Origin of the sequence: Dokdonella sp., assembly GCF_041395345.1 — a bacterium.
Lineage (GTDB): Bacteria > Pseudomonadota > Gammaproteobacteria > Xanthomonadales > Rhodanobacteraceae > Dokdonella.
Genome location: NZ_JAWLAR010000006.1, coordinates 178,483 through 196,794, shown reverse-complemented (window position 1 = coordinate 196,794; position 18,312 = coordinate 178,483). Strand labels below are relative to the sequence as shown.

At 63.4% G+C, this 18,312-nt stretch carries 18 protein-coding genes; 13 read left to right on the top strand and 5 right to left on the bottom strand.

Features of this window, described 5'->3' with window-relative positions:
- The first annotated feature begins 166 nt into the window (after nucleotides 1-166).
- From R3F00_RS07500 to R3F00_RS07490, 3 genes are read left to right on the top strand one after another with little or no spacing between them, the layout of a single operon-like run.
- Entirely contained in the window at nucleotides 167-2,206 is a 2,040-nt protein-coding gene (locus tag R3F00_RS07500) for a prolyl oligopeptidase family serine peptidase (protein WP_371281152.1), read from the top strand.
- Between the two features lie 3 nt (nucleotides 2,207-2,209).
- Complete coding sequence (locus R3F00_RS07495; RefSeq protein WP_371281151.1) at nucleotides 2,210-2,920, top strand: YceH family protein; 711 nt, start codon at nucleotides 2,210-2,212, stop codon at nucleotides 2,918-2,920.
- Nucleotides 2,917-3,702, top strand: a complete 786-nt coding sequence (locus tag R3F00_RS07490) for a queuosine precursor transporter (RefSeq protein WP_371281149.1) — start codon at nucleotides 2,917-2,919, stop codon at nucleotides 3,700-3,702. The genes R3F00_RS07495 and R3F00_RS07490 overlap by 4 nt, the downstream gene beginning before the upstream one ends.
- A 595-nt stretch (nucleotides 3,703-4,297) precedes the next feature.
- Here the strand turns inward: R3F00_RS07490 and R3F00_RS07485 are convergent.
- The 4 genes from R3F00_RS07485 to R3F00_RS07470 form a co-directional block, all read right to left on the bottom strand.
- On the bottom strand, nucleotides 4,298-4,960 hold the full coding sequence (locus R3F00_RS07485) for a class I SAM-dependent methyltransferase (protein ID WP_371281147.1): 663 nt from the start codon (nucleotides 4,958-4,960) through the stop codon (nucleotides 4,298-4,300).
- A gap of 256 nt (nucleotides 4,961-5,216) precedes the next feature.
- Entirely contained in the window at nucleotides 5,217-5,867 is a 651-nt protein-coding gene (locus tag R3F00_RS07480) for a hypothetical protein (RefSeq protein WP_371281145.1), read from the bottom strand.
- 61 nt (nucleotides 5,868-5,928) lie between these two features.
- Complete coding sequence (rlmKL, locus tag R3F00_RS07475; protein ID WP_371281144.1) at nucleotides 5,929-8,103, bottom strand: bifunctional 23S rRNA (guanine(2069)-N(7))-methyltransferase RlmK/23S rRNA (guanine(2445)-N(2))-methyltransferase RlmL; 2,175 nt, start codon at nucleotides 8,101-8,103, stop codon at nucleotides 5,929-5,931.
- Nucleotides 8,103-8,618 (bottom strand): alpha/beta hydrolase, encoded by a 516-nt coding sequence (locus R3F00_RS07470; RefSeq protein ID WP_371281143.1) that lies wholly within the window; start codon nucleotides 8,616-8,618, stop codon nucleotides 8,103-8,105. Before R3F00_RS07470 ends, rlmKL begins: the two co-directional genes overlap by 1 nt.
- 179 nt (nucleotides 8,619-8,797) lie before the next feature.
- Between R3F00_RS07470 and R3F00_RS07465 the strand changes: the two genes are divergently transcribed.
- From R3F00_RS07465 to R3F00_RS07450, 4 genes are all read left to right on the top strand, one after another.
- The gene (locus tag R3F00_RS07465) at nucleotides 8,798-9,373 is read left to right on the top strand and encodes an N-acetylmuramoyl-L-alanine amidase (RefSeq protein ID WP_371281141.1); all 576 of its coding nucleotides are present in this window, start codon (nucleotides 8,798-8,800) and stop codon (nucleotides 9,371-9,373) included.
- Between the two features lie 54 nt (nucleotides 9,374-9,427).
- Nucleotides 9,428-10,294 (top strand): acyl-CoA thioesterase II, encoded by an 867-nt coding sequence (tesB, locus tag R3F00_RS07460; protein WP_371281140.1) that lies wholly within the window; start codon nucleotides 9,428-9,430, stop codon nucleotides 10,292-10,294.
- Nucleotides 10,295-10,323: 29 nt separating this feature from the next.
- The gene (locus tag R3F00_RS07455) at nucleotides 10,324-10,710 is read left to right on the top strand and encodes a hypothetical protein (RefSeq protein ID WP_371281139.1); all 387 of its coding nucleotides are present in this window, start codon (nucleotides 10,324-10,326) and stop codon (nucleotides 10,708-10,710) included.
- Between the two features lie 129 nt (nucleotides 10,711-10,839).
- Nucleotides 10,840-11,568 (top strand): arginyltransferase, encoded by a 729-nt coding sequence (locus R3F00_RS07450; RefSeq protein WP_371281138.1) that lies wholly within the window; start codon nucleotides 10,840-10,842, stop codon nucleotides 11,566-11,568.
- Between the two features lie 121 nt (nucleotides 11,569-11,689).
- Here R3F00_RS07450 and purT read toward each other — a convergent pair whose 3' ends face one another.
- Nucleotides 11,690-12,874 carry a formate-dependent phosphoribosylglycinamide formyltransferase gene (gene purT / locus R3F00_RS07445; RefSeq protein ID WP_371281137.1) on the bottom strand — a complete coding sequence of 395 codons (1,185 nt, stop codon included), beginning with the start codon at nucleotides 12,872-12,874 and terminating at the stop codon, nucleotides 11,690-11,692.
- Nucleotides 12,875-12,961: 87 nt separating this feature from the next.
- Here purT and R3F00_RS07440 point away from each other — a divergent pair, with 87 nt between their 5' ends.
- The 6 genes from R3F00_RS07440 (at nucleotide 12,962) to R3F00_RS07415 (ending at nucleotide 18,310) form a co-directional block, all read left to right on the top strand.
- On the top strand, nucleotides 12,962-14,401 hold the full coding sequence (locus R3F00_RS07440; protein ID WP_371281136.1) for a transglutaminase family protein: 1,440 nt from the start codon (nucleotides 12,962-12,964) through the stop codon (nucleotides 14,399-14,401).
- Nucleotides 14,398-15,333 (top strand): hypothetical protein, encoded by a 936-nt coding sequence (locus R3F00_RS07435; protein WP_371281134.1) that lies wholly within the window; start codon nucleotides 14,398-14,400, stop codon nucleotides 15,331-15,333. The genes R3F00_RS07440 and R3F00_RS07435 overlap by 4 nt, the downstream gene beginning before the upstream one ends.
- Nucleotides 15,334-15,490: 157 nt before the next feature.
- Entirely contained in the window at nucleotides 15,491-16,375 is an 885-nt protein-coding gene (locus R3F00_RS07430) for an SPFH domain-containing protein (protein WP_371281133.1), read from the top strand.
- Nucleotides 16,376-16,409: 34 nt separating this feature from the next.
- Nucleotides 16,410-16,598 (top strand): Arc family DNA-binding protein, encoded by a 189-nt coding sequence (locus R3F00_RS07425; protein ID WP_371281132.1) that lies wholly within the window; start codon nucleotides 16,410-16,412, stop codon nucleotides 16,596-16,598.
- A gap of 154 nt (nucleotides 16,599-16,752) precedes the next feature.
- Nucleotides 16,753-16,932, top strand: coding sequence for a DUF4177 domain-containing protein (locus tag R3F00_RS07420; protein WP_371281131.1), 180 nt, complete (start codon nucleotides 16,753-16,755; stop codon nucleotides 16,930-16,932).
- A gap of 1 nt (nucleotide 16,933) precedes the next feature.
- A complete protein-coding gene (locus tag R3F00_RS07415) occupies nucleotides 16,934-18,310 on the top strand; it encodes an alpha/beta fold hydrolase (RefSeq protein WP_371281130.1) in 1,377 nt (458 codons plus the stop codon).
- Nucleotides 18,311-18,312: the final 2 nt, after the last annotated feature.

Sequence of the window (18,312 nt, the reverse complement as noted above, 5' to 3'; positions counted from 1 at the left end):
ACCCTCGACCACCGTTCCAGACGCGGTTCTACCTCCTGCATCCATGCAGGAGGTAGAGCAACGCAGGGAGCGGTTGCCGAGGGTGGTTTGGCGTGACCCTTGGCAGGCTGGCCCTTGCGGGCGCATCGGGCCAGAATGCGGGTTCTGCTTCCGACCAGAGGTCACCATGCAACGACTAGCCATTACCTGCCTCGTGTTCGTTTGCTCGGGGCTCATCGCCTCGGCCGCGCATGCCGATAGCCGCGTCTTCGAACCGATGGACGTATTCGGCCTGCAATGGGTGGACAACCCGCAGATCTCGCCGGACGGCCGTCAGGTCGTCTTCGAGCGCAAGGGCTTCGACGTCATGAAGGACCGCAAGCAGTCGAGCCTGTGGCGGATCGACAGTGACGGCAACAACCTTCGCCCGGTCGCTGCATCCGGCTACGGCGCTGCCTGGTCTGCCGATGGGCGACGCCTGGCCTTCGTGGCCAGCGACAGCGGCAAGTCGCAGATCCAGATGCACTGGTTCGATACCGGGCAAACGGCGCGCATCACCGACCTGACCGAATCGCCACAGAATCTGAGCTGGTCTCCGGACGGTCGCTGGCTGGCCTTCAGCATGCGCGTGCCAGCCGAGCAGGCACCGCTGGCCAAGATGCCCTCGCCGCCCAAGGGCGCCGAGTGGGCTGCGCCGGTCAAGGTGATCGACAGCGTCATCTATCGCGTGGATGGCGGCGGCTATGTCGACCCGGGCTATTCGCATGTCTTTGTGGTTTCCAGCAATGGCGGCGCGGCGCGCCAGCTGACAACCGGCAAGCACAACTTCAATAGCGCGCCGGCCTGGACTGCGGACAGCAGCGCACTGATCGTTTCGGCCAATCTCGGCGACAACTGGGAATACGAGCCGGTGGAGAGCGAGTTGTATCGCGTGGCCGTGCGCGATGGCGCCATCACGCGCCTGACCGAGCGCAAGGGTCCGGATTTTCACGCCATCCTGTCGCCTGACGGCAAACGGCTGGCCTGGCTGGGCTTCGACGACAAGCGTCGTCCCTACCAGGCGACCCGCATCTACGTCGGCGATACCAACGCCGGCAATGCCCGCTCGCTGACCGACAACTACGACATCAGTGTCGATGCCATCGCCTGGGACGGCAATCGCGGTCTCTGGCTGCAGTTCGACGACCACGGAAAGACGCAGCTTGGCTGGATATCCGCCAGCGGTGGCAAGGTCGAGCGCGTTGCCGATGATCTCGGCGGTGTGGAAGTCGGACGCCCCTACACGGCGGCCGAGTTCTCGGCTGCCGGCGGACGCGTGGCCTACACCCAGGGCGGCATGTACAACCTGGCCAACCTCGCGGTCACCGAGCGCTCCGGCAAGTCACGCACCTTGACCAATCTCGATGCCAACCTGCTCGAGAACATGAACCTGGGCCAGATGGAGGAAATCACCGCGAAATCCTCGTTCGACGGTCGTGACGTCCAGGCCTGGATCGTCCGCCCACCCAACTTCGATCCGAACAGGAAGTATCCGCTGCTGCTGGAAATCCATGGCGGGCCGTTCGCCGCCTATGGCCCGCATTTCTCGCCGGAGGTCCAGTTGTTCGCCGCAGCGGGATACGTGGTGGTCTATGCCAACCCGCGCGGCAGCACAAGCTACGGCACCGAGTTCGCCAACCTGATCGAGAACGCCTACCCGAGCCAGGATTTCGACGACCTGATGAGCGTGGTCGACGCCACCATCGCACGCGGCTCGATCGATACCGACAACCTGTTTGTCACCGGCGGCAGCGGCGGCGGTTGCCTGACCGCCTGGATCGTCGGGCATACCGATCGCTTCCGTGCCGCCGTGTCGGCCAAGCCCGTGATCAACTGGTACAGCTTCGTCCTGACGGCCGACATGTATCCGTTCTTCTCGCACTACTGGTTCGCCGACCTGCCCTGGGACAAGGTCGACAACTATCTTGAACGCTCGCCGATCTCCTATGTCGGGAACGTCAAGACACCCACCATGATGATGGTCGGCGAGGAAGACCACCGCACACCGGCTTCCGAGGCCGAGCAGTTCTACCAGGCGCTCAAGATCCGCAAGGTCGATACCGCCCTGGTTCGCATTCCCGGTGCATCGCACGGCATCGCCCAGCGTCCAAGCAACCTGATTGCCAAGGTGCTCAATATCGTGGCCTGGTTCGAGAAGTACCGTACCGACAAACCGAAGGGAAACTAGGTCATGCAGGAATCGGATGGCGAAGAGGCAGCTTCCAGCGCAGCGCTCGTTGCGCTGGAAGCGATCGAGGCGCGCATCCTCGGCAGCCTGATCGAAAAGCAGGCGACGACACCGGATGCCTATCCGCTGACGCTCAATTCGGTGGTGGCTGCCTGCAACCAGAAGTCCAATCGCGATCCGATGAGCCACTACGAACCGGGCGAGGTCGGTCATGCCCTGCGCCAGCTCGAGGGCAAGGGCCTGGTGACCGGTACGCTGAGCGCGCGTGCATCACGTTATGCGCACAAGTTTGAAATCGGCTACAACGTGACGACGCGGCAGCGTGCCCTGCTCGCGATACTGATGCTGCGCGGACCGCAGACGCTGAACGAACTCTACTCACGCAGCGAACGCTTGGCGGATTTCCCGGACGCCGAGGAAGTGGCTACCGTGCTCGACCGGCTCGCTTCGCGCGAGCCTGCGCTGGTGGTGCGCCTGCATCGCGCACCGGGCCAGCGCGAGGACCGCTACATGCATCTGCTGTGCGGCCCGGTAACGCTGGATACCGTCATTGCCGCGGATGCCGAGCCCTCCTCGCGGGCCTCGGGTGGCCTGGGAGAGCGCGTGGCCCAACTGGAGAGTCTGGTCGCGCAGTTGCAGCAAGTGGTTGCGGAACTGCAGGAACGGCCCGGCCAGGGTTCGGCCAGGGTCCAGGACGAGAACAACGACGAATGAGCGAGCCTGTCGCGACGGCGAGCGCGGCGCCACGCGCGCAGCGCATGTTCCTGATGCTGGCGGGATTCTTCGTCGCCAACGCGATCATCGCCGAGTTCATCGGCGTGAAGATTTTCGCCCTTGAGGAAACCCTGGGACTGCAGCCGTTCGAGTGGAACCTGTTCAACCAGACCGGTTCGCTGAACTTCACGGCGGGCACGTTGTTGTGGCCGATCGTCTTCATCATGACCGACGTGATCAACGAGTTTTACGGACAGCGCGGCGTTCGCTTCCTGTCATGGCTCGCGGTCGGACTGATCGCCTACGCTTTCCTGTTCGCCTATCTGGCCATTGCGCTGGCGCCTGCCTCCTGGTGGGTGGGTGCAGCAAGCGAAGATGGCGTACCCGACCTGCAGGCTGCCTACGCATACGTGTTCGGCCAGGGCATGTGGACCATCGCAGGTTCCATCACGGCCTTCCTGATCGGCCAGCTGATCGACGTGCGCGTGTTCCATTCGATTCGCCAGCGCACCGGCGAACGCCACATCTGGTTGCGGGCAACCGCGTCGACGTTCGTGTCGCAGTTCGTCGACAGCTTCGTGGTGCTCTACATCGCCTTCGTGATCGGTCCGCAGAAATGGACCACGGATCTCTGGCTGGCCGTGGGCACGGTCAACTACGGCTACAAGGTGCTTGCAGCAATTGCCCTGATCCCGCTGATCTACCTGCTGCGCAAGGGCATCGATGCCTGGCTCGGCAAGGATCTGGCCGCGGCATTGAAGCGCGAAGCGGCGGAGGCCTGAGGTAAATCCGCAAATGTGCAGATCCACTGCGCCTTCAAGCTTCTCGTAGGAGGTCCCTTCAGGGACGATGCTCTTTCGCCACGGCCACGAGAAGCATCGCGCCTGAAGGCGGCTCCTACATGAAAAGCGTGCACATCCGCCGCGCCTTCAAGCTTCTCGTTGGAGGCCCGTCAGGGGCGATGCTCTCTCGCCACAGCCACGAAAAGCATCGCGCCTGAAGGCGGCTCCTACATAAAGAGCGTGCAGATGCGTTGCGGCCTGGTGCTTTTCGTAGGAGGTCCCTTCAGGGACGATGCTCTTTCGCCGCCGCCACCAAAAGCATCGCGCCTGAAGGCGGCTCTTACATGAAAAGCGTGCAGATCCGCTGCGGCCTCAAGCTTCTCGTAGGAGGTCCCTTCAGGGACGATGCTCTTTCGCCGCCGCCACGAGAAGCATCGCGCCTGAAGGCGGCTCCTACATGAAAAGCGTGCAGATGCGTTGCGGCCTGGTGCTTCTCGTAGGAGGCCCGTCAGGGGCGATGCTCCTCCTCCACAGCCACGAAAGGCATCGCGCCAGAAGGCGGCACCTACACAATCAGCGTGCAGACGCTTGCTGCTCAGCGTCGGTGCGTGCGGATGGCTCGAATCGGTGTCGACCGATTGCGCGTGTACACGTAGACGGCAGCGGGCGGCACGTTGCGCCAGGCCACACCGCCGCGATAGACGCCGAGGCCGAGCTCGGTCAGTACTTCGCGTGACACCGGGCTGACCGGTCCGTAGGTGAACTGGATGAAGCGACCCTTCGCGCCGAGCACGGAGAATGCGGCCGACAGAATGCGACGCTGCGTCGCCCTGGACATGGACAGCAACCCGAGGCCACTCAGAATCGCATCGACTTCGCCGGCCGCACAAAATTCCTCGCGTTCGACGATGTCCTTGAGCTCCATGGCGTTGCCGCGTACCACCTTCACTTCGGGAAAGCGCTGTTGCAGCAATCGATGCAGCTCGCTGTTGAGCTCGACGACGAGCAGATCCTCGGGAAGCACGCCGCGATCCAGCAAGGCCCGCGTGAATACGCCCGTGCCACCTCCGAGCTCGATGACCCGGCATGGGGGTTCGGGAAGCTGGTCGATCATTTCGCGGGCGAGCCGGCGGCTGGATGGGGACAGGGCCGCGATGCCGATCGGATTCTTCAACCACTGGCGGAAGAACGTCCAGTTCACTGCCGAAGGATCCGCTTTTGCGAGACGATCCCGCAGCAGCGGGTCAACTGGTGTCATGCTCGATTCTTCTGGAAATTCGCCGTGCAACTTGCAGTGGCGCCAAGGAATGCAGCCTAACACCGGGCAAGGCAATCAACCAGAATCCGGGGTCATGCACGGCCGGTTTCGTGACCGGCCTGCCTCATCCGGCCCGGATCGAATGCGGGCGCGCAAAAAAGAAGACCCCGCGGATATCAGGGGAAATGTCCGCGGGGCCAGAAGGTCCGGGTGCAGCAATGATCATGCAGCCGGCCTTGCTCGATTGATCGGAAACCTAGTCCCGATCGTAATAGGTCGCTCGCGTGTACATCTCGTTGCGGCCGCCGTAGTCGGAGCGCTCGGTGTAGACAACCGTGGTCGTGGCAGGGCGGTAGACGCGCTGGTAGGGGACCGCTACCGGACGATAGCTGCGATAGACCACTCGCCTTGCCGGATAGGCCGGATAGGCGTAGCCATACCCCACTCCGTAGGCCGGATAAACCGGATAGGCCGCACCGTAATAACCGCCATAGCCAGCACCGTAATAGCCGCCATAGCCAGCGCCGTAGTAGCCGCCGCCATAAACGCTGCCGCTGACATAGCCGCCACCGCAGTTGCTGCATCCGGTGTAGCCAATGCTGTAACCGGGGCCGGAGAAGCCGATGCTGACGCCCCAGTTGTTGTAGCCACCGCCGTAGTAACCGCCGCCGTAATTACCACCGCCGTAGTAGCCACCGCCATGATGGCTGCTGCCGTAGTAGCGGCCCCCACCGTTGTGATGGCCACCGTTGTTGTAGTAGCTGCCGCCGTTGTAGTGACCGCCACCATGGTAGCCGCCGCCGTTATGGCCGCCGCGAGCGAATGCGGCGGGCGCAGCCATCAGCGCAGCGACAAGGACCAGCCCGATCGAATAGAGGGCGTGACGGCGATTGCGTTCAGCTTTCATGGGAGATTCTCCGAGTCCACGCTCGCACATTGCGGCCGCGCAACTGAATCGCAACTGAAATTCAAACCCGTTTTCCGCCCGGTTGCAGTTCGTAACATTGATGGATCCGTGAATTTCTCGTGAAGTCGAACGGGATGGTCTGCGCGCTGATGTCGCGAACTTCGAACATTTCGGCAATTTCCGTGTCCAGCCTGAATCGACGGAAGTTATTCGAGAACACGATCTTGCCGCCAAAGGCGAGGCGCTCGGCACACAGGTGCAGCAGGCGCACGTGCTCCTTCTGCACATCGAAATCCTCGGCACGCTTGGAGTTCGAGAAGGTCGGCGGATCGACGAAGATCAGGTCGTACTCGGCACGGTCGTGCTCCAGCCATTGCAGGCAATCCGCCTGGACCAGCTGATGCGCGTCGCCGCCAAAGCCGTTGATGGCGAGGTTCTTTTCGGCCCAGTCCAGATAGGTGGCGGAAAGATCGACGCTGGTGGTCGTGCGCGCACCCCCGGAGGCGGCGTACACGCTGGCCGTGGCGGTGTAGCAGAACAGGTTGAGAAAGCGCGTATCGCGCGCCGCTTCGCGCAGGCGCGAGCGAACCGGACGATGATCGAGAAACAGACCGGTATCGAGATAGTCGGTCAGATTGACGCGAAACTTGAGACCACCCTCTTCGACGATGAGGAAACTCGAACGCTGGTCCATGCGTCCGTACTTGCCGCCGCCCTTTGCCTTGTAGCGCGTCTTCACGGCGATGCGCTCACGCGGCAGTTCGAATGCGGCGGTCGCGCCGCGCACCAGTTCGGCCAGGCGCGCCGAGGCCACATGTTCCGGGATGTCCTTGGGCGCGGCGTACTCCTGCACATGCAGCCAGGTCGATTCCGGCTTGTCGGGGCGTGATTCCTCGCGACCGACATAGACATCGATGGCTGCGGAATACTCGGGGATGTCGGCATCGTAGGCGCGCCAGCAGTGCACGCCTTCGCGATCCAGACGCTTGCGCAGGTGCTTGATGTTCTTGCGCAGGCGGTTGGCGACCGCTTCGGAGCCCGCCGTCATCGGGCGTTCCTCGACTACCTTCGGCGCAGCATTGCCGCCGATCTCGAATAACAGGAAACGGCATTCGAGGGCGCCGTTGTACAGCGTGTAACGCTTGTGTGCGCGCAGGCCGATGGCGCGACCCAGATCCTCATCGGAGGTGATCACGGCCAGGCGCCAGCCATCGAACTCCTCGCGGGCCTTGTCGCCGATGGCGCGATAGACGGGCGCCAGCGCGTGCTGCTGGCCGATGCGCTCGCCATAGGGCGGATTGCAGATCAACAAGCCCGGCTGCGTCGCATCGGTCGGACGCTGCAGATGCTCGATCGAGCGGCGCTCGAAACGCGTGAAGCCGATGACGCCAGTCTCCTGCGCGTTGCGTTTGGCCTGGTTCAGAACATGCGGGTCCTGATCGTCCCCAAAGAACGCGGCGGGGAGCGCACGCAGACCGGCCTCGGCGCGGTGGTTCGCCTCGTCGACCAGGGATTGCCAGGCTTCGGCATCGTGGCCGCGCCAGCCCAGAAAGCCGAAATAGCTGCGCCGGTGGCCAGGCGCGACATCCGCCGCCATCAGGGCCGCCTCGATCACCAGGGTACCGGCGCCACACATCGGATCGACGAGGGCGCCACCGGCCTTGAAGATGGCCGGCCAGCCGGCACGCAGCAGCATCGCACAGGCGAGATTTTCCTTCAGCGGAGCCTCACCCTGCCCGACCCGATAGCCGCGTCGGTGCAATGGCGTGCCGGAAAGATCCAGCGACAACAGGGCGCGATCCTTGCGCAGCAGCAGATTCAGGCGAATCGAGGGCTGCTCGAGATCGACACCGGGCCGCTCCCCGTTGCGATCGCGGAACTGGTCGACCACCGCATCCTTGACCTTCTGCGACAGGTAGCGCGTATGCCGCATCTGGCTCGCATTGCTGACCGCATCCACCGCCAGGGTTCCCGTTTCAGCCAGATGTTGCGACCAGTCGATGCTCCGCACCCCGTCATAGAGCGCCTGTTCGTCGGTGGCTTCGAACTCGGCCAGCGGCATCAGCACGCGGCTGGCCAGCCTTGACCACAGGCAGGCCCGGTAGGCGTCGGCGAGCGCGCCGCTGAAATGCACGCCCGACAATGCCTCGTGCACCTCGCTGGCGCCGAGCTCGACGAGTTCGTCGCGCAGCAGGTATTCGAGGCCTTTCGGGCAGGTGGCGAAGAATTTCTGCATCAGCGATCCAGCTTGAGAAGCAACTGCCGGAACGCTTCGGCGCAATAGTCGACGTGTGCACCAAGGCGATGATCATCGTCGACCAGGTGCAGGGTGTCGCCTCGCGCACGCGCGAATTCGATGGCGGCATCGACCGGACACAACTCATCGCGCCAGCCGTGCACGAGCACGGTGGGCACGCTGGCGGCCGTGTAGTCGTAGTCATAGCCTTCGACACCGACCGGCAAGGCCATCAGGAACAGCGCTTCGCATTCGCGCTGCATCGAGGCGAAACCCGAGATGAAGGCACCCATGCTCGAACCGGCAAAGATGACGCGACCCTCGGCGGGCGCTGCCGCCACGGCGCGCTCGGTGCGCGCGGTGATTGCAGCGACATCGCGGCTGGCGTCGAGATCCCGGTAGTCAGGCCGGATACTGGCCCAACCCAGCGCCTCGGCAACGGTCGCCAGTGCACTGACCTTGGTCGCCTGCGGCCCGCTCTCGAGGCCGTGGGAAAGTATGACGGTTCCCTTCATGAAGGCAGCTCCTTGAAAACGCGCGATGCTAACACCTACCACGAAGCAGCAACGCCGAACTCGGCAACGACGCCTGCGCCGTTCCTGGGCAGGCCGGGTCGGGGAGCATCATGCGCACTGCGACGCCAGTGCGATCGCCGGCCGCTGCTGCGGACACAAACCCATGCGAAACTTGAGGCATGAACGAACTGACCATCCATGACTGGCCCCTGCCCTACGAAACGCGACTGAGCGAACGCAGCGCTTCGACCGTCGATCTTGTCGTCATCCATTGCACCGAACTGCCGGACATGGCGATGGCGCGCGAGTTTGGCGAGCGCATCCGATACGAGGAGACCCAGACCGGCAACAGCGGGCACTACTACATCGACCGTGACGGTCGCACCGCGCGCTTTGTCGGCGATCTGCGCATCGCCCATCACACGTTCCGCTACAACCCGCGTTCGATCGGCATCGAGCTGGTCAATCGGGGCCGCTACCCGCACTGGGGCGATTCACGCCATCAGGCGTTTACCGAGCCCTACCCCGAAGCGCAGATCGAATCCCTGCTGGCCTTGTTGCAACAGCTCAAGCGCACGCTGCCCCATCTGACAACGATTGCAGGGCATGACGTTCTCGACCAGCGCAAGGAGCCGGCCAGCGACGATCCCGCCCTGCTGCTGCCGCGAAGGCTGGATCCCGGCCCGATGTTTCCCTGGGAGCGCGTCGTGGCAGGCTGCGGCCTGCGCAGGCTCATGGGCGAGCCGGTCGATTGACGCGCTGCAACACCGCTTGGCTATACTGGGCTGTCTCCTTCACGCAATCTGCCCATGACCGCATCCATTGTCAGCGAACTCATCGACCTGCTTCAGCTTGAGCGCCTGGAGGACAATCTTTTCCGCGGCCAGAGCAGGGATATCGGCACGCGCTATGTGTTTGGTGGCCAGGTGCTCGGCCAGGCCCTGTCCGCAGCGCAGCAGACCGTCGACCCGGACCGCCACGCGCATTCGCTGCACGCCTACTTCCTGCGCGCGGGCGACGTCGAGGCACCGATCGTCTACAACGTCGAACGCAGCCGAGATGGCGGCAGCTTCTCGGCGCGCCGCATCGTCGCCATCCAGCATGGCCAGCCGATCTTCAACATGACCGCGTCGTTCCACAAGACCGAACCCGGTGCCGAGCACCAGTTTCCGATGCCGCTGGTACCGAAACCCGAAGATCTGCCGCCGATCGAGATTCCGGCATCCGAGCTCGACAAGATCCCGGCCAAGCGCAAGCGCTGGCTGAACAAGGCAGGCCCGTTCGAATTCCGCCACGTGCATCCGCGCAACGAACTGAATCCGACCAAGCAGCCGCCTTACCAGAATGTCTGGTTCCGCCTAGTCGACCGCGTGCCGGACAGTCCGGTGCTGCATCGCGCACTGCTCGCCTATGCGTCCGATTTCCACCTGATCGGCACAACCACCTTCCCGCATGCGATTTCCTACCTGCAGCCGAACGTGCGCATGGCCAGCCTCGACCACGCCCTGTGGTTCCATCGTCCGTTCCGTGTTGACGAGTGGCTGCTCTATGCCTGCGACAGTCCGAGCGCACAGGAATCGCGAGGTCTCGCCCGTGGCATGATCTTCACGCGCGACGGCGTGCTGGTAGCATCGACCGCGCAGGAAGGCCTGATTCGCGTCGTCGAACAATCGTAGCCCACGGGCCGGAGTCAACAGGAATCAGCATGCGCCAGATCTACACCTCGCCACGCCAGGAGAATGTCGACCGCGTCGTCGCGCTGCTCCGGGAGGCTCGCATCGAGACCACGATCCGCAACCGCCGCGACTGGCAGGGTGGCCAGTGGAAGCGATTCAGCTACACCCAGCGCGGTGAAAGCGAAAGCTGGGCCCAGGTATGGGTGACCGACTCGAACGACCAGGGACGCGCCCGTGAAATCCTGCGCGAAGCCGGACTGGAGCCCGCCACGCGATTCGCCGACGAACTGGCAGCCGCGCGCACGCCCGGTGATCCCAGCCGACACAGGGCTACCTCGATGCGCGCGCGAATGATCCTGCTGGGCCTGATCGGCGGCGTCATCCTGCTGATCGGGGCCACCTACCTGATGCGCTGACCCGTCCGTCACCAACCCCGCGACAAATCCGGAAAAACCGATCCTTGCTGGCAGCGATACGCCTGCGGAGTCCTGAATTCAACGCATCCGGTCGCGTTTCCAGGCGACCGCCTTGATGCACAATAGGGCATGCGCTCGGATATCGTCCGCCTGTTCCAGACCCTGCCTCACGCCTGCGGCTACTACGCCGATCGCGAGGCACAAAACCTGGTCATCGATCCGGCTTCTCCGCAGCTTTCGAACTTCTACGAGCTCGGCTTGCAACGCGGCTACCGTCGCGCCGGCAGCCATGTCTATGTTCCGCATTGCGCGCAATGCCGCGCCTGCGTGGCTTGCAGGATCCCCGTCAGCACCTTCGCCATGGACCGCGCGCAGCGGCGCTGCGTGAAGCGCAACACCGACTTGCAAGTGGACATCCTGCCCGCGCGATACAGCGATGAGCGCTTTGATCTGTACCGGCGCTACCTGCAATGGCGCCATCCGAACGGCGGCATGGACAACGCCCAGACCGATGATTTCTCGCGGTTCCTGTATACCGAATGGAGCCCGACCCAATTCGTGGAGTTCCGCCACAGGGGAAAGCTGCTGGCGGTTGCAGTCACCGATTTCTGCAGGGCGGGCCTCTCTTCCGTCTACACCTTCTACGAACCCGATGTAGTGGATCGTGGCCTCGGCACCTTTGCGATTCTTGAACAGATCCGCATCGCCCGCGAATTCGGACTGGACCACGTCTACCTCGGCTTCTGGATCGCCGGCCATCCGAAAATGGACTACAAGATCCGATTCCGACCGATCGAGGTATTGCGCGCCGGCGAGTGGGTTGTGCTGGAAAAATCGCCGCGAGAAGCGCGGGCGTAGGGGCGGGTCTCAGACCCGACCGCTTCTTGTTTTCATTATCCCGCAATCTGCAGAATTGGAGCGGGAGGGTCTGAGACCCTCCGTTACGAAGGCGGACGCAGGCAATTTCGGGAAGCTGCAGTCAGGCGACGCTAATCCGCAGGCAGGATGCCGCTCCGACCGCCTTGCTGCGCGCTTCCTCGATGGATTCTCCGCGTGCCAGGGTGACTGCCATGCGCCGCTGGCCGCGCACTTCAGGCTTGCCGAAGATGCGCAGCATCGTGTCGGGTTCGGCCAGGGCATCGGCAACCCCATGGAAGCTGATCTCGCTGCCCTCGCCGCGGACCAGGACTGCACAGGATGCCGACGCACCCAGCTGGCGGATGTTCGGAACAGGCAATCCGAGTATGGCGCGCGCATGCAGGGCGAACTCGGACAACTCCTGCGATATCAGCGTTACCAGTCCGGTGTCGTGCGGGCGCGGACTGACTTCGGAAAAGATCACGGTGTCGCCCTTGACGAAGAACTCCACGCCGAACAGTCCGCTCCCGCCCAGCGCATCGGTAATGGCGCGCGCCTGGCGTTCGGCTTCGGCCAGGGCCTTGGCGCTCATCGCTTGCGGCTGCCAGGATTCGCGGTAGTCACCGGCTTCCTGGCGATGCCCGATGGGTGCACAGAAGCCGGTTCCTCCAGCGTGGCGCACGGTCAGCAAGGTAATCTCGTAGTCGAAGTCAATGAACCCTTCGACGATACAGCGCCCCTTGCCTGCACGGCCTCCCGATTGGGCGTAGTTCCAGGCATCCGCCAGGTCGGCCTCGGTCCTGACCGTGCTCTGGCCCTTGCCCGATGAACTCATGACCGGCTTGATCACGAAGGGCAGCCCGATATCGCGCACGGCGGCCCTGTACTCCTCTTCGGAGTCGACAAAACGATAGGGCGAGGTGGGCAGGCCGAGCTCTTCGGCCGCCAGGCGACGAATGCCCTCACGATTCATCGTCAGCCAGGCGGCACGAGCAGTCGGAATGACATGCAGGCCCTGCTTTTCGAGTTCGACCAGGGTCGGCGTGTGAATGGCTTCGATCTCGGGAACAACCAGGTCGGGCTTTTCCAGTTCGATCAGACGCCGGATCTCGTCGCCATCGAGCATGTCGATGACATGGCTGCGGTGGGCCACCTGCATGGCAGGGGCATTCGCGTAGCGGTCCACGGCAATCACTTCGACCGCCAGTCGCTGCAGCTCGATGGCCACTTCCTTGCCGAGTTCGCCTGAGCCCAGCAGCATGACGCGAATGGCGCTGCGGGTGTGCGGAATTCCGAATGGCTTCATGGGCGCTGGTTCACTGGATAGTGGTGTGATCTGCCACCATTGTATCCGCTACGGCACAATGCCCCTTCCCCCTGATCAAGGAATCCCATGTTTCGTCTGCTCTGCGCGCTGGTTCTGTCCCTGCCCCTGCTCGCGCACGCAAAACCGGCCGAACACCTCTGGTACAGCGTCCTCCTGGACGGCCGCAAGATTGGCACTTTCGAGTCATCCAGGACGGTCAAGGCCGATGTCGTGACGACGCGCCAGTTGCTGGACATCGAGTTTGACCGTGCCGGCACCGGCATCTCCATGAGCAGCCACGAAACCAGCGAGGAAACCCTGGCCGGCGAGCCACTGAGGTTCAGCTCGACGACCCGACTGAGCGGCAGCGAGACCCGCATCGATGGCGAGCTCAAGGGCGATACCCTGCATCTGCGCGTCGACAACGCAGCCGGTTCGCAGGAACGCCAGATGCCCTGGCCCGAGGGCGCCCTGCTCGCCGAAGGCCTGAGGCTCGCCAGCCTGCGCATGCCCTTGCAGGCCGGCACGACGCATCGGGATCTCTCGTTCCAGCCTTCCAACCTGAGTGCCGTCGAGGTCACCAGCACTGTCGGCAAGCGCGAAACAGTGAGTCTGCCCTCAGGTAGAAAATCCCTGCACAAGGTGGAGCAGGTATTTGATTTCTCTGGAACTCCAGTGCGCAACACGGCTTGGGTGGATGCGGAGCGGGACGTCTACAAGCTGACCATGCCCGCGATTGGCGTCGAACTGACCCTGCTCGAGTGCAGCCAGAGCTGTGCCACCGCGCCAAACCAGACTTCCGATGTCTTCAGGCACACGCTGATGCAGGCGCCTCGTGCCCTCAAGCGGGAGGAAACGGGCAGCAGCCTTCGCTATACGATCGCCGCCAAGGGCAAGGGCGCACCGCTGGAGTTTCCGCAGACCTCCGAACAAAACGTCGAGCGCGATGGCGACTCCCTGATCATCGAGGTCTATCGCCAGGCCCGCAGCGGGATTGGCGAAGCACCCGGCGAATCCGACTACGCGGCCAACGACTGGCTGCAGAGCGACGCTCCGGAAATCGTGGCCATGGCCCGTGGCGCCACGTTCGGACTCGAGGACGATGCCGCGCGCATGCAGGCGCTGGAAACCTTCGTACGCGGATTCATCACCAACAAGAGTCTCAGCGTGGGTTACGCATCGGCGCTGCAGATCGTGCGCAAACCCGAAGGCGACTGCACCGAGCATGCCGTGCTGCTTGCGACACTCGGCCGCGCGCTCGGCATTGCGACACGCGTCGTCGACGGACTGGCCTACGCGGACCACTTCGCCGGCCGTCGCAACGTGTTCGTGCCGCACGCATGGATGCAGGCATGGGTCGATGGGCGCTGGCAAAGCTATGACGCCGCGCTGGCAGGTTTCGACGCCGGTCATATCGCCTTTTCCTCCGGTGATGGCGACCCTTGGCGCTTCTACAACGGCCTCGACCTGCTCGGCAGGACGCAACTTCTCAAGATCGAATCGACTGGCAACGCAACTCTGCAATGAAGATCGGCTGGCTGGCCCTGCTCCTGACTGCCCAATGCGCCAGTGCGGCGGAACACGGCGCGGCGCCGTTTGCGCCCGCCCGACTGGAAGCACTGATTACCGACAGCCGACTCGACGAGATCAGCGGAATCGCTGCCTCCCGCCTCGCCGACGCTGTCTACTGGGTACACAACGACGCGCCGCGACCGGCCAGTCTGCATGCCATCAATGGCCGCGGCGAGCGCATCGCGCAGCTGATCGTGGAAGGCGTGCGCGCAGTCGACTGGGAAGATGTCGCCAGTTTCGTGAAGGACGGAAAATCCTGGCTGTTGATCGGCGATGTCGGCGACAACGCGGGAACGCGCAAGGACTACGAGCTGATCCTGATCGAGGAACCCGACCTGCAAAAAAGCGGCGGCGAAACCCTGTCGCGCAAACCCGAGTGGCGCATGCGCTTTCGCTATCCTGATGGCGCGCACGATTGCGAAGCCATCGCCATCGACATGAAGGCGCATCAGGTACTGCTGTTGAGCAAACGCTCGTCGACGCCCGCGGTCTATGCCTTGCCACTGGCTGCCAACACGGAACAGATGCAGGTGGCTCGAAAGCTCACCGAACTGCGTACCTTGCCGCAGCCGACGGCAAGCGAGCGCCAGGCACGGTTTCCTTCGGCACGCCTTGGCAGCCTGCCGACCGCAATGGATGTCGATGTCGAGAGCCGCCGCGCGATCGTGCTGACCTATCGCGACATCTGGGTGTTCACGCGTTTGAAGAGTGAATCATGGATGCAAGCATTCGCGCGCGCGCCGGAACGGATGCCGTTGCCCCCGATGGCCCAGGCCGAAGCGCTGGCGTTTGACCGCACGGGCGAATCCGTCCTGGTCAGTGGCGAACACCTTCCGGCGCCGCTGCTGCGTTTCGACGGGAACGATAACAGCGACCGCGGGAATTGAAGGTCGAATCGGGACTTGCCGAAAGCGGGTTACAAAATGATATCACTATGATATCTTATCTCTCGAAATACCCGGCCCCGGAATCTTCCACGCAGGCGCGCGACCGGCATCGCCCGAGCCCCTGGTTCCTGGCCCAACCCGCATCCGGAGATCCGTCATGAACGAAAGAAAAGCCCTGTCCCTGCCGGGAATCCCGGTCCTGCTGGTTCTGCTGCTGACCCTTGGGCTGACCGCCGCCTGGTTCATCAATACCGTGTCCACGGCTGCGCAAGGCCATGCCGAGCCCGCATTCGGCCAGATCATCGGCCCTGTCCTGCTGGCCATGCTGATCTTTTTCCTGCTCAAGGGCCTGTTCGCCGTGCAGCCCAATGTGGCCCGCGTCATGCAGCTGTTTGGCCGCTATGCCGGGACCGTTCGCGAACAGGGCCTGCGCTGGACCAACCCGTTCTATTCGCGCAATGCCGTTTCGCTGCGCGTGCGCAATTTCGAATCGGGCAAGCTCAAGGTCAACGACAACGACGGCAATCCGATCGAGATCGGTGCCATCGTGGTCTGGCAGGTCGTCGATACGGCAGAAGCCGTGTTCATGGTCGATGACTACGCGAATTTCGTGCATGTCCAGACCGAGTCCGCGCTGCGCCAGATGGCCACGAGCTATCCCTACGATGCCCACGACGGCGTCAGCATTTCACTGCGCGGCAATGGCCCGGAAGTCAACGCGAACCTGCGCGACGAAGTCCAGGAACGCCTGGCCAAGGCAGGCGTGGAAGTGATCGAGGCGCGCATCAGCCATCTCGCCTACGCCCAGGAAATCGCCCAGGCGATGCTGCAGCGTCAGCAGGCCAGCGCCATCGTCGCCGCGCGCACGCGCATCGTCGAAGGCGCAGTCGGCATGGTCGAGCTTGCGCTTGACCAGCTGCGCGAACGCGGTGTGGTCGAACTGGACGACGAGCGCAAGGCGGCCATGGTCAGCAACCTGCTGGTCGTACTCTGCGGCGATCGGTCGACCCAACCCGTCGTCAACGCCGGCTCGCTTTACTGATGCGCATGCCTCGCCACAAGCACCGCGGATCGTCGTGAGCGAAAAAAAAGCCTATCCATTGCGCATCAATGCCAGGGTACTGGAGGCGATGCAGCGTTGGGCGGACGACGATTTGCGTTCGCTCAATGCGCAAATCGAATACGTGATGCGCGAGGCCTTGCGCAAGGCCGGTCGCATCCAGCCGGCGGAAAAGCCCGAAGCCATGCGCGACGATGAGGCCTGAACGATCGAGCGGGCCGAGATGAGTAGCGGGATCGGGGTCAGAACCGCGCCATCCGGATCAGACCGTCGCGTCCTGCGCTGGACGGGCCACGGGACAATGGCGCAACCTCGCAGGATTCAGGATTGTCGTTTCGAATCATCAAGGGAGACTCGCCATGGCCGAGAGCTGGACCTACCAGACCATCGAGATCAAGCCGTCCTTCATGGGCAGCTTCGATGTCGAATCCATCAATGAAGTGCTCGCCCGTGAAGGACTCAAGGGATGGGAACTGGTCAGCACACTCAATGTCGGTCCGATGCGTCCGATCTTCCTGTTTCTGAAGAAGCCGCGCTGAAATGCGTCGCTGGCTGACGGCAGGCATCGGCCTGCTCCTGGTGATCGGCTTCGCTGTCTCGCACGTAATGCGCACAACGTCGATGCCGGCGGGCGCGCCCGCTGCGTCATCGATTCAGGAGTTTCCGCCCGATCCGGAACTGGCGCGGCTTGCCTCGCGCTTCATCGACCTGCTGGATGCGCAGGGCTACGAGGAAGCCGTGGCCATGACCACTCCGGAGATGGTCAAGGCACTGGGGGCAACGAGTCTGCAGGGAATCTGGCTGGCCCTGCCCGCACAGCTTGGCCAACGCCAGGCCCGTGGCGAACCGCGTGGGCAGACCCTCCAGGGTCATGATGTGGTGGTCCAGCGATTGCAGTTCAGCAGCGTCGCCCTGGATGCACGCGTCGTTTTCGATCAGGAGAAGCGGATTGCCGGCTTCCAGCTCGTTCCGGCTGCAGAACTGCCCGCCGCCCCGGTTCGCAACGAGCAATTCAGCGAGCGCGAAATCGAGGTAATCAATGGATCCGTCAAGCTGCCGGCGACACTGAGTCTGCCCGGCGGCAATGGACCCTTTGCGGCGATTGTCCTGGTCCACGGTTCTGGCCCGCACGACCGCGACGAATCACTGGGGCCGAACAAGCCGTTTCGCGATCTGGCGCATGGACTCGCGGAGCGCGGCATCGCCGTGCTTCGCTACGAGAAGCGAACAAAGGCAAGCCCGGACCTCTTCGTCGGCCACACGTTCACCGTGGATGATGAGACGGTCGATGATGCGCTCGCGGCCGTCGCCGATCTGCGCCGGCAACCCGAAATCAATGCGCAGCGCGTTTTTGTCGCCGGTCACAGCCTTGGCGCAATGATGGCGCCACGCATCGGTGAGCGCGATGCGCGGCTGGCGGGTCTGATCCTGCTGGCCGCACCCGCCCACAAGCTCGAGGACATCATGCTGCGCCAGACCCGCTACCTAGCAAGACTCGATGGCCAAAGCGAAGCGGACATCACTCGGATGCTGACGGAGCCGGAAGCGCAAGTGCGCAGGATCAAGCAACTCGACTGGTTCGCTTCGGACAAGTCCGAGTTGTTCTTTGGCGTTCCGGCCAGCTACTGGCTGGATCTCAACCACTACGATCCGATCGAGGTGGCACGTTCGCTCGACATGCCGCTGTTGATCCTGCAGGGCGAGCGGGACTACCAGGTCACGACCGAAGACGAGTTTGCGCTCTGGCAGGCCGCCTTCGCGTCCACGCCTCGGGTGAAGTTGATCGAGTACCCAGGGCTGGGCCACACCTTCATGCCTGCCTCCGACCCGCCAGGCCCGGATGACTACGCGGTCCCTGCCACGGTTGAGGCGAAGGTCATCGAAGATATTGCTGCATGGATTGAATCCATTCCCTGAGC